Below are 11647 nucleotides of genomic sequence, written 5' to 3' on the forward strand. Positions count from 1 at the left end.
GTAAGAAAAAAATAGCGGAAGCGTATCCACGCTTCCGCTTTTCTATGTTGCGTATTTTCAGAATACCGGCGCCGCCTGTGCTTCTAGGCTTGGCTGCGCATCCTTGATCTCCGGCCAGCCGTCTACCCACTCAATTTTATCCAGCAGCATCACGCGGCCCCGCTTGTCGTCTTCCCGCCTGAAGGCATGGTACAGCAGCCAGGTCTGGCCGGCCTTGTCAGTAATGATATCCCCGTTGTGGCCCGGGCCGGTAAAGCCCGCATCGCCCTTATTACCTTTCAGCAGCAAGGTGCCGCCGTTTTCCAGCAGGGGTTTGCCGGCTTTGTCTACATAAGGCCCTTTCAGGGAAGTGGAGCGGCCCACCAATACGCGGTACGTGCTTTTGGCGCCCTCGCAGCAGGTGCCCGCGGAGCCGAAATAATAATAGTACCCGTCTTTTTTATAGATGTAGCTGCCTTCAAAAGCGGTACCGGCAATGCGGAAGGTATCTCCCTTCAGCTGCAGCCCGTCTTTAGACAGCGCTATGCCATAGATACCATGAAAGCTGCCCCAGAAAAGGTAAGGCTTGTTTTTATCTTCATAGAAAAATGCGTCTATAGAATTTTTAACGCCCACTTCTTCACTGAGGAAGAGTTTGCCTTTGTCTTCAAAAGGGCCTTGTGGTTTGGAGCTCACCGCCACGCCAATGCCGGGGTTGGGATCTCCCCAGGTAGATACGGAATAGTAGAGGTAATATTTACCGCGGTACTGCACCGCGTCCGGCGCCCAGATGCCGCCTTCTTTTTTCCAGGTGGGGCGTTGAGACAGTGCTTGCCCCTGCGGTTCCCAGTGTACCAGGTCTTTGCTGCGCAGAATGGGAATAATATAAGGGCCGCCTGCATTGTAACGTTTCCAGTTGGCCTGCGTGGAGTAGGCGTAATAATACCCGTCTTTCCCCTTCAGCAGGTTAGGGTCGGGAAAATCCAGGTCAAATACCGGGTTGGTGTAAGTGGCCTGCGCAAGTGATGGCTGGGCAACGCCTATGCAGCAGAGGGCGGCCAGCAAGGATAAGATTCTTTTCATGTGGAATACAGCCGTGTTTGAGGCTAAAATAGTAAAAAATACATGGGGAAGTGTTTAAAATACGCTTGTGGTGAAATGAGGCAGGGGAGCGGCCGGGCAAAAAAAAGACTCCGGCCTTCTAAAAGGTCGGAGCCATTATTCCAGTTCTTCTCTTTTTCCTACGCCGGCATTATCCGGATCAGGTGCTAAGGTATGTTCTCAGGCTTCGAAAAGCCACCCTTGAAGAAAAGTTGAAATAATTATTTTTTCAGCTTGTCCTGTTCTTTCTTCGCCATGTCCAGGTGCATTCTTAACTCCGGCAGCGCTTTCGTGAATAAAGCCTTGATGTCCGGGTCTGTTGCATCGTTTGCTACTGTTTCAAACAGCTGGACCGCTTTTTCGTGTTTGTCTACCAGTTCGTCTACATAAGCTTTATCAAAATCGGTGCCTGATTTATCTGTGATCTGCTGTATGTCTTTCACCCTGGCGTCTTCCAGTGCTGTAGGAATGGTGATGCCCTTTTTAGCGGTGAGGTCTGCCAGGTCTTTGTTCAGCTTTTCGTGGGCTTTCAGCATGTGGCCAGACATTTTTTTGATGCCGGCGTTGGTGGTTTTGGCCTGCCCGTCCTGCAGCAGTTTTACCTCGTACATCCCGTCTTCCGCGGCTTTTGAAATGTTATCCGCCGCTGCGCGAACGGAATCGCCTTCCATGGTCTCCTTGTTGATATCCTGTGCCATGTCCTGCGTCATACCGGTGTCTTCTCCGGATAAAGTATCCTGCGCATTACGGCTGGCATTGTTGTTACAAGCAACAATGGCAAGGCATGCAATAGCAAATGGCAATAATATCCTTTTCATATAAACGTGTTTTCTGTTCACCTGCAGTAACGAAAAGATTATGCCACAGTAACGCTATGGCGGTGGCCGTCACAAATGTGGAATTACATGCCCGTATTGTCTATTAAATTAAATAAATATGCTATATTTATGAGGAAATTACGACCCTGTTCCTATGAAACTCAGCTGCCTGCTGCCCGTATTGCTGTTGGTACAATCAGCTTACGCGCAAAAAAACAACACTTTCCTGTCCGAAACATTCAACCGCCAGCTGGAAACGGCCCGCTGGATGGTGGCATATGATTCCACGGCGTGGCGCCTCTCCGAGCTGATAACCACCGTAAGCTGGGAAGAACTGGGCCGCATGGGCCGGGAATGGTTTTGTTATAAAAGCGAAGACAGCCTGTGGAACGGCATATTCGGCAAGTATAAAGACGGGGCGTACGATGTGGTGCTGCATTATAAAATATGGCCGGGAGACAGTATAGACGTTGTGTGCGACCCGCCAGACACGGCCATGCTGGGCGGCGTTTCCCGCGCCATCAACACGGCCTACCGCGAAGCAGGTTTTGTACTCGGCAGATCTTATGTAAAGTTCAACAAGTTTGTTCGTTACCATGCAGACAAAACCGTGTCTGTCTGGTTGCTGCCTGCCCTGCAACCCAATGAGATAGCCATGTACGGCGGCGAGTTCTACTACCTGTTTGATGCAACGGGCACCCGTATACTCGGGCGGCAGGAGTATTACCAGGGCAGCTTCAAAGGCTTCAGGCTGGGTAAATCAAGAGAAGTGCAGCTGCATTATGAAGACGCGGACGCGCCCACGCAGGGGGCCGTGTTCTTTGCCCTCCAATACGGCCGCCACTTTTCCGGGGTGTACATCAACACGCGCCGCAGCACCAGCCTGATGGCTTTCAGCCGGGAAAAGGGCTATTACTGGCGTCATGCGGACAAATTGAAAACAAGCCCCTGACCCTGTAAAGCCATTGCCTGAAAAGGTTGCGGGTAATTTGAAAGCGAATGCGTAAATTGATGTATGAATTGACCGTTATGCGTAAAATCCTTTTCCTGCTGCTCATGGCATCTTCCCTTCTGACGTACGGCCAGGGTTTTGAGGCCCGTACTTTCCAGCGCAATGCAGATACCCTGCCCTACCGCATACTGCTGCCTGAAAACTATGACCCCGGCCGGCAATACCCGCTTATTGTGTTCATGCACGGGGCGGGGGAGCGGGGAAATGACAATCAGAAGCAGCTTACGCATGGCAGCAAACTTTTCCTGAATGACACGGTGCGGAAAAACTTTCCGGCCATTGTGGTGTTCCCGCAGTGCGCCGCCAATGCTACCTGGGCCGTGATGGAGTTTGCCAGGGATTCCACCGGCAAGATCTCCGCGGTGAAATTTCCGGCGGATGTACCGCCTACCAAACCTTCCGCCCTGCTGTACCAGTTGCTGGACAGTCTCATAGCCTCCGGCACGGTAGACAGCCGGCGGGTATATGTGGGCGGCCTTTCCCTGGGCGGTATGGGTACCTTTGACATACTGGCCCGTTTCCCCAACCGCTTTGCCGCAGCCTTTCCCATTTGCGGGGCGGGCAACGAAGCGCTGAGCAGCCGCTACGCCAAAAACACCGCCGTCTGGATCTTCCATGGCGGCGCGGACCCCGTGGTGCCGCCCGTATCTTCCCGGCTTTTTTACAGCCAGCTGCAAAAGGCAGGGGCAGACGTAAAATACACGGAATACCCCGGCGTGGGCCACAATAGCTGGGATAATGCCTTTGCCGAACCGGAGTTGTTACCATGGCTCTTTTCCCATGCCCTGAAACAGTAAATGGCCCATTCATCACTTTTCCGGCCCTACTGCTGTTAGTTACACCTACATTCGCAACAAATCTAAACCACATCAATGCAACGTTTCTACACTGTGTTGCTGCTGCTGGCCGCGGGTATCACCGCCAGCGCGCAACAGAAAAAAGACCTGTCTCCCGAAGACTATGCCAAATGGCAATCCCTGGCCGGCACCGCCCTCTCTTACAACGGCAACTGGATCGGTTACCAGGTTGCCGTTCAGGAAGATAACGATACCCTTTACCTGGTGAACCACAGCAACGGCAAACGGTATGCGCTGGAGTTTGGCAGCGCGCCGGAATTTTCGAAAGATAACCAGTGGGTGGCCTACAAGATAGGCGTGTCTTACAAGGAAGGAGAGAAGCTGCGGGAACAGAAAACGCCCATTAAAACCAATATGGGCCTGCTGAACCTGCAAACCGGCAAAAAAGAGGTCATAACAGACGTCAGCAATTTCGGGTTCTCAAAGAACGGTAAATTCCTGGCCATACAACTGAACCCGCCCAAAGAAAATAAAGACAAAGGGGCCGTAGTGCTGCTGCGCAACCTGGCAGACAGCAGCACCCGCACCATTGGCAATGTTACGGCCTTTGAGTTCAATAAAAAGAGCGATCACCTGGCCTACGTAGTAGAATCAGCCAACCAGGCCGGCAACTCTGTAGAGCTGTTCAACCTCGCCAACTATTCCCTGAAGGTACTGGCCAGCGATACCTGCCGCTTTTCGAAGCCTGCCTGGTCTAAAGAAGGAGACGGGCTGGCGTTCTACAAAACGGTGAAGAACGATAAATATGAAGAAGAGAACGCCCAGGTATATGTATATGCTCCGCTCTACAAAAACCCTTCCCTCAAAATATTCGATCCGCAAAAACACAACGGCTTTCCGGACAGTATGCGCATTAACCCAAGCTCCGCGCTGCGCCTGAGCGATGACCTGGCGCTGGCGCACTTCAGCGTCAGAAGCTGGACAAAGAAAAAGGAAACGCCTAAAAAAGACACTACCAAAACCGCTGCCGGCGCAGACACGGCCAAGGCGCAGGTAGCCAAAGCGGATACAACTAAAAAAGCTCCCGCCGCCGCACCCAAGAAGGCAGACAAACTGGCCGCTGTAGACGTATGGCACTGGAAAGACAAAGAGATACAGCCCCGCCAGAAGATCACGTATATGATGGACAAGGAGCGCAGCTTCCAGGCCGTATGGGCCCCCGCCACCGGCAAATACTACCAACTGGCCAGTGACAGTACGCCCGGCACCCTGATGGGCGCCAACCAGCACTACGCGCTGCTGCCTACAGACAAGAAGTACAAACCTGCTTTCAAGGAAGACTATGCGGACTACTACATCATGAACGTGCGCAACGGGGAAAAGAAATTGTTCGGCGAAAAAATAGTACAGGCCTTCGGCCATGCACCGCAGCTCTCGCCGGAAGGGCGCTTTGTATTCTATTACAAAGACAAGAACTGGTTTACCTACAATACGGCCACCGGCGCCACCGTTAACCTTACGCAAAACCTTCCTGAAACCTTCGAGAACTATAAAGATGACCACCCTGCGGTGAAGCCGCCCTTCGGTTATGGCGGATGGATGAAGGGAGACAAGGAAGTATTGCTGTACGATGAGTTTGATGTGTACGCCGCCAGGCCAGACGGCAAAGGCATCCGCAAGCTCACAAACGGCCGTGGGGACGAAATTGTACACCGCCTTACCCGCGTTGAAATGGAAGACCCGTATTACGACGATGCCAAACCGCTGTTTGTGACCTTGTATGGAGACAAGAGCAAGTTTTTCGGGTACGGCAAAATTGAAAAGGGCAAGTTCAGCAGGCTGGTATATGAAGATAATATGTTCTACGGCCTTAACAAGGCAAAAGACGCAGACGTGTTCTCTTACGTGAAAATGAACTATGACCGTTCTCCCGAACTCTACGTTACCAACGGCTTCCAGGGAGAAGAGAAAATAGCGGCCACCAACCCGCAGCAGAAAGATTACAAGTGGGGCAGGAGCGAGCTGGTATCTTTCACCAACCGCAAAGGGAAAAAAATGCAGGGCGCGCTGTTTTACCCGGCAGATTACCAGCCCGGTAAAAAGTACCCCATGGTGGTATACATTTACGAAACCCTGTCTAACACGGTACACTTCTACACGCCCCCTTCCCGCAGGAGCGCATACAATACCACCAACTTCACCACCGGCGGGTATTTCATTTTCAGGCCTGATATTGTATATGACATCAATGACCCCGGCATGAGCGCGGTAGACTGTGTGGTGCCGGCGGTAGAAGAGGTGTTGAAAACAGGCATGATAGACCAGGACAAGGTGGGCCTCATGGGGCATAGCTGGGGCGCTTACCAGACCAGTTTCATCATTACGCAAACAGACGTTTTCAAAGCGGCCTGCGCCGGTGCGCCGCTGACCAACCTGATCAGCATGTCTCTTTCTATTTACTGGAACAGCGGCTTCCCTGACCAGAAGATATTCGAGACCAGCCAGGGCCGCTTTGACGGCCCCTGGTACGACCGTATGCAGGAGCACATGCGCAACTCGCCCATTTACCAGGCGGCCAACATCAAGGCGCCGCTGCTGGTAGCCTTCGGGGATAAAGACGGCGCGGTAGACTGGCACCAGGGCATTGAAATGTACGGTACCATGCGCCGTATGGAAAAGCCGCACGTAATGCTGGTGTACGCAGACGAGAACCATGGCCTTGCCAAAAAAGAGAACCAGATAGATTACCAGCAACGCCAGCGCGAGTGGTTTGACCACTACCTGTTAGGCAAGCCGGCCCCCAAATGGATCACGGAGGGGGTCAGCTACCTGGAGAAGATGCAGGCGCAGGAGAAGGAGCAGAAAAAATAAATAGCGGCCTGCTGCCGGCCTGAAATAAAACCGGACCGGTATCGGCGTATCTATACCGCACCAAACAAAAAAAGCTGCCTGGAAAGGCAGCTTTTTTACTGTTACAACTCTAGCAATCATTCGAAGCCGTTAGGCTTCAACAAGGGATTAGCGTTCAAAGCACGGGCGGGGATGGGGAACACGGACCTGTCTTTGCCGTCCACTCCTTTATCCCACCAGGCTTCGCCGAACCTGTTCCAGCGCACCAGGTCTGTTCTGCGGTGGCGCTCACCCAGGAACTCGCGGCCCAGTTCGGCTACAAATTCATCGTCGGTAAGGGCGCCCAGGTTTTGCGCATAGCTCACCCCAGGCCAGGCCGCATCAGCAAAGTTCCTTTTGCGCACGGCATCCAGCAATTGGGCCGCTCCGGGTTTATCTCCGGCGCGGTACTTACACTCCGCCAGGGCATAATAGATCTCCGCAAGGCGTATCTCCGGCGCGGAATTGAACTGGAAGAAACCCTGAGACATGGGCAGCCACGGGAACTTCAGCAGCCGCACCCCGGAGTTTTCTTCGCCCGTGATCACGTGAGAGCCTTCCGCCCAGCGCCCGCCGGGCTTTTCAGAGAAGCGGGCTACTTGGTCTACAAAACGCAGCGGCTTGCCGTTATACTCTTCCGTGCCGTTTACCGGCTTGGTGCTGTCAAAACCGAAACCCGCCGTTTTGTTCCAGGTGTATTGCTGCCCTATGAGGAAGAAACCTTCGTAGTCCGCATCTTTAGAGGTAGTACGGAAGGGCTGTTTGCGTTTGTCTGTTGCATGGAAGCGCTCGTAGGGCATGCCCAGTTTATAGGTGTACAGGTTGCCGTTCTCATCCCGGGAGGGGGTGAGGTGTACGCCGTTCCAGGAGCCCCAGTCGTTATCAAGCGAGAACTTGGCCTGGTAGTGCATGCCGGAATTATAGATCCAGCCGAACTCGTAGAAGTTCTTGGCGTGGGGGAACTCGAAAATGTTCTCCGGCGAGCGGTAGCCTTTGATGCCAGAGCGGAAAGGGCCGCGGTAGTCCGTGTCAATGGAATAGGTGCCGTAGGTGCCATTGATGATGTCCTGGGCGGTGGTGGCGCATTCCGTGTATTTGGCCGTGCCTGTCCATTTTTCTGCATTGAGGTACAGGCGTACCAGCAGCGCGGCCGCGCCGGCCTGGCCCCAGCGGCCCACTTTCGGGTCTTTGGGAAGGCCCGGCAATGATTCCTTGATCTCTTTTTCAATGTAGGCAAACACTTCCTGCGGGGTAGATTGCGGTTCCAGCTTTTGTACCTCCGTGTAGATGGGCACATCCCTGAAATAGTCTATCAGGAAGAGGTAGAACCAGGCCCGCAGCGTTCTCAGCTCCGCAACGTGCTGTTGCTGCTCCGGCTCGGTGAGGCCCAGGTCCGGATAGTCAAGCGTGGAAATGTCTTTGATAATGGCGTTACATTGGCCAATGCCCTGGTAGGGGCCTACCCATCCGCCGTTCACATGCCCGTCGTCCGGCGTCCAGGTGTGGCCGTGCAGGCGTACCCAGTCGCCACCGTCGTAGCCATGTTTACCTTTTTGCGTCCATACAAAATTATCGGCAGTCAGTTCGGAGAGCAGCCACCTGTCTCCATCCCATCCGCACCAGTGCGCGTGTTCATAAGGGCGCAGCACGGCGGCGATCACAGAACTTTTATTCTGGTAATAACCTTCGGCAGGCGCTACGTCAAACGGCTCTTCATCCAATTTGGTGCAGGATGTGGCGGTGACTATAGATAGCAGCAATAAGCCGGTCAGTTTCTTCATATTCATGTTGAACAAGTTTAATGGTGATGATTAAAGTGTAAGCTGGGCGCCGAAGGTGAACGTTCTTGTTACCGGGTACACACTCAGGCTGCCATAACCGGGAGTAAGGCCGGTAATGCCCACGGTGGTGGGGTCAAGCCCGGAGAAACCGGTGAACGTAAACACATTGCGCACGCTGCCGTAAAGGCGCAGGTTCTTGATGAAGTTGTTGTTGAACCTGGGAGACCAGCCCAGTGTAACATTGTCCAGCTTGAAATAATCCCCTTTCTCCAGGAAATAGTCGGTGATCACCTTGCCTGATTTGATGTGGCCGTTGCGGGCGTAGGCGTCTTTCAGCAGGTTGATGCCTGATTCTGCCTGCAGGCCGTAGTACATCTGGTAGAGGTTCAGGATGTCATAATCAAACCGGCCGCGGAAAAAAAGCGTGAGGTCAAAGTTTTTATAGGCCAGGCTGTTGCCCCATGCCAGCTCATACCGCGGAGCGCCGTGGCCAATGTACGTTCTGTCTTTTTCGCTGCCCTGGCTGGAGGCTATGATCTTTTCCTTGCCTACAACACCATCTTTCCAGATCAGTATTTCGCCGCCGTCATTCACGCCGGCATATTTATAACCGAAAAAGCTGCCCAGCTCGGTGCCCGGCTCAAGGCGGTAGGCTTTACCGGGGTTGCCGGGAGAGGGCAGGTCTTGCAGATCGCGGTAGTTGCCCTGGAACTCGTTGTTAGACCAGGTTACCAGTTTGGCCTTGATGTAGGAAGCGGTGAGGTTGGTGTTGTAGGAAAAGTCTTTGCCGTTGGCCACCTTCCAGTTGGCGGTCAGCTCTATGCCTTTGGAGCTGGTGGTGCCTACGTTCACGAACATTTCCGTATGCAGGTAAGCGCCCACGGGCACTTCATAGTTGGCCAGCATGTCTTTGCTGCGGCGGTCAAACACATCCAGGCTGCCGCTCAGCTTGTTGTCCAGCAGGGAGAAATCCAGCCCTATGTTGTAAGCCACGGCCCTTTCCCATTGCAGGTTGGGGTTGAAGTTGTTGCCGGGGCCGTATACCCTTATCCATTCGTTATTATCGTCCAGGTACATACCGTAGGGCGCATACTTGGCCAGCGAGGTGTAACGGTCAAAACCGGAGCGGCCCGTTACCCCGTAAGAGGCGCGCAGCTTCAGATCATTGATTACCCGGCTGCCGCTGAAGGCGGGCAGGTTGGAGATGCGCCATGCCGCTGATACGGCGGGGAACATGCCCCATTTATTGTTTCTGCCGAACTTGGTATTGCCTTCGTACCGGAAAGAAGCCGTCAGAAAATAGGTGTTGTCAAAATTGTAGTTGACGCGGCCGAGGAAGGCTATGAGTTTTTCCTTGCTTTTCCAGGAGTCCATGCCCAGGCGGCCGTCTTCCTTGTTCCAGGCGCCGGCATCCAGGTTGTTGTACCAGAAGGCGTCTGAAAGAAAATCCATGTTCTCCGCCCAGTTGCCCTGCGTGTTAAATTCCTGGTAGGAATAACCGCCCATTACGGCAATGTCGTGCTTATTGATGCGGGTATTGTAATTGTTGATCCACTCCAGCGTATAGTCATGCCATTTTTCGTTCTGCAGCCGTGCGCGGCCGGTACGGTTGTTCTGGATGGATTCCGCGGATTTGGAGGTATAATATTCCCTTCTCAGCATTTCATGCCCCTGGCGCGCCAGCTTCAGCTCAGAGGAGAGGTTGGGCAGAATGTTCAGTTTGGTAGTGATGTCGATGATGGAATAGGTCTGGTCTGCGCCGTTTTCGCGGGCCAGCAGGTCCTGCACGGGGTTCCAGGTATCATACCCCTGCAGGGTATTGTATTCCCGGGGATTGTTGGGGTCCATTACCGGCAGGGTAGGGTTGAGCTTGATGGCCTGTTTAAAGGCATCGTAGTTGGTATACTCTTCTTTGGCAATGCGTTGAGAGAGGTTGCCGGAAAACTCCAGCAGCCCGTTCAGTGCCTTTTGCGTAAAGTTGGCGCGGTAACCGTATTCCTTGCGCTCGGTGGCAATGTCTATGGCTGTTTTGGAGCGGTAGTTGCCGGAGAGGCGGAAAATGGTGTTCTCATTACCGCCAGATACGGTGAGGTACTGGTTATGGCCGAAGTTATCCTTGCGCAGCAACTCGTCATACCAGTTGGTACGCGCGCCCAGGTCCGCATCCCGCTGGTGGGAAAGAAATTCGTCGGCAGACAGTATGTCGGGTTTGGCCGCTACCGCATCGTGCTCAATATAACTGTCATACGTAACGGCCACGGCGCCTTTTTTCCCTGTTTTGGTTTGCACAAGCACTACGCCGTTGGCGCCGCGGGAACCATAAATGGCTGCGGCTGCGGCGTCTTTCAGCACGGAGATGGACTCAATGTCTTGCTGCGCAATGTTCCGGAGGTCTCCGCCGGGCATGCCGTCAATCACTATCAGCGGGCCGTTGCCGGCATCCAGCGAGCTGGCGCCGCGTATCTGCACGTCCGTTCCCCGGTTGGGGTCTGCGCTGGCCGGGTTGGAGATGGTAACGCCTGCTACCTTGCCTTCTATCTGTTGCAGGGGGCTGTTGAAACCACCTTGCAGAAAGTCTTTATTGTTCACTGTGGTCACCGCGTTGGTGAGGTTCTTTTTTTGCACGGTGCCATATCCTACTACCACTACGTCTGTTAGCTGGCTGACAGACTGCTGCAATACAATTTTCAGATCGGAAGCATCGCCTACGGGTACTTCCTTGTCGTGGTAGCCCACATAGGTTACCACCAGCACGGCGTCATTGCCGGTTACGTTGAGTTTGAACTTTCCGTCTGTTCCCGAGAAGGTGCCGCTGGTGGTGCCTTTGATCCGAAGGCTCACATTAGGGAGCACGGTGCCGGTGCTGTCTGTTACGCTACCGGTCACGGGCCTTCCCTGTCCGAACGCGAGTGTGCAGACCAACATGGAAAGGGAGGCGAGCAGTGCCGCTTTCTTTCCAAAGTGCTTACTAAATCGATTTAGCAAACAAAGGTGTTGCTGCACCTGATGGTAGATCAGATTTTTCATGATTATTAGTTTTGATTGATGAGAGAAGTGCTGTTTAAATGATTGCCCGACTCAAGAGTTGAACCATGATTGCTTTAAACGTTTAAGCCGGCTGAAACAGGCGTTGGGCGGCATTGGCGCTTTCAGTCCGGGCGATTGCCAGAAATAACGTGCGTGTGTCATCGTTAGCGGGTCCGTACGTGGATTTAATTAGTGGAACAATTTGTTTAGTCTCGATTCAGTTTTCAGTTTGGGCTACGCTGG

At 53.4% G+C, this 11647-nt stretch carries 7 protein-coding genes and 1 riboswitch; of the genes, 3 read left to right on the forward strand and 4 right to left on the reverse strand.

The window, feature by feature from the left end:
* Positions 1-57: 57 nt before the first annotated feature.
* Together D3A97_RS13615 and D3A97_RS13620 are read right to left on the reverse strand one after the other, a co-directional pair.
* Positions 58-1062: a family 43 glycosylhydrolase gene (locus tag D3A97_RS13615; protein ID WP_119079038.1), complete on the reverse strand. Its 1005-nt coding sequence runs from the start codon at positions 1060-1062 to the stop codon at positions 58-60.
* 138 nt (positions 1063-1200) lie between these two features.
* A riboswitch (TPP riboswitch) is annotated at positions 1201-1293 on the reverse strand.
* 8 nt (positions 1294-1301) lie between these two features.
* On the reverse strand, positions 1302-1898 hold the full coding sequence (locus tag D3A97_RS13620) for a DUF4142 domain-containing protein (protein ID WP_119079039.1): 597 nt from the start codon (positions 1896-1898) through the stop codon (positions 1302-1304).
* 154 nt (positions 1899-2052) lie between these two features.
* On the opposite strand from D3A97_RS13620, the gene D3A97_RS13625 reads away from it, so the two are divergent.
* The 3 genes from D3A97_RS13625 to D3A97_RS13635 all read left to right on the forward strand — a co-directional run bounded on the left by D3A97_RS13625 (position 2053) and on the right by D3A97_RS13635 (position 6578).
* Positions 2053-2850: a hypothetical protein gene (locus D3A97_RS13625; RefSeq protein ID WP_119079040.1), complete on the forward strand. Its 798-nt coding sequence runs from the start codon at positions 2053-2055 to the stop codon at positions 2848-2850.
* Between the two features lie 77 nt (positions 2851-2927).
* A complete protein-coding gene (locus D3A97_RS13630; RefSeq protein ID WP_119079562.1) occupies positions 2928-3707 on the forward strand; it encodes a carboxylesterase family protein in 780 nt (259 codons plus the stop codon).
* Positions 3708-3782: 75 nt separating this feature from the next.
* Positions 3783-6578 carry a S9 family peptidase gene (locus D3A97_RS13635; RefSeq protein ID WP_119079041.1) on the forward strand — a complete coding sequence of 932 codons (2796 nt, stop codon included), beginning with the start codon at positions 3783-3785 and terminating at the stop codon, positions 6576-6578.
* Between the two features lie 116 nt (positions 6579-6694).
* On the opposite strand, the gene D3A97_RS13640 is transcribed toward D3A97_RS13635, so the two are convergent.
* Entirely contained in the window at positions 6695-8383 is a 1689-nt protein-coding gene (locus D3A97_RS13640) for a RagB/SusD family nutrient uptake outer membrane protein (protein ID WP_198673986.1), read from the reverse strand.
* A 24-nt stretch (positions 8384-8407) separates the two neighbouring features.
* Positions 8408-11404 carry a SusC/RagA family TonB-linked outer membrane protein gene (locus tag D3A97_RS13645; RefSeq protein WP_119079042.1) on the reverse strand — a complete coding sequence of 999 codons (2997 nt, stop codon included), beginning with the start codon at positions 11402-11404 and terminating at the stop codon, positions 8408-8410.
* Positions 11405-11647 lie beyond the last annotated feature (243 nt).

Origin of the sequence: Chitinophaga alhagiae, from assembly GCF_003568665.1 — a bacterium.
GTDB lineage: Bacteria > Bacteroidota > Bacteroidia > Chitinophagales > Chitinophagaceae > Chitinophaga > Chitinophaga alhagiae.

Bases quoted from the DNA above. Each gene is read 5' to 3' on its own strand.
- D3A97_RS13615 (WP_119079038.1), bottom strand. From the start codon at position 1,062: ATGAAAAGAATCTTATCCTTGCTGGCCGCCCTCTGCTGCATAGGCGTT.
- D3A97_RS13620 (WP_119079039.1), bottom strand. From the start codon at position 1,898: ATGAAAAGGATATTATTGCCATTTGCTATTGCATGCCTTGCCATTGTT.
- D3A97_RS13625 (WP_119079040.1), top strand. From the start codon at position 2,053: ATGAAACTCAGCTGCCTGCTGCCCGTATTGCTGTTGGTACAATCAGCT.
- D3A97_RS13630 (WP_119079562.1), top strand. From the start codon at position 2,928: ATGCGTAAAATCCTTTTCCTGCTGCTCATGGCATCTTCCCTTCTGACG.
- D3A97_RS13635 (WP_119079041.1), top strand. From the start codon at position 3,783: ATGCAACGTTTCTACACTGTGTTGCTGCTGCTGGCCGCGGGTATCACC.
- D3A97_RS13640 (WP_198673986.1), bottom strand. From the start codon at position 8,383: ATGAATATGAAGAAACTGACCGGCTTATTGCTGCTATCTATAGTCACC.
- D3A97_RS13645 (WP_119079042.1), bottom strand. From the start codon at position 11,404: ATGAAAAATCTGATCTACCATCAGGTGCAGCAACACCTTTGTTTGCTA.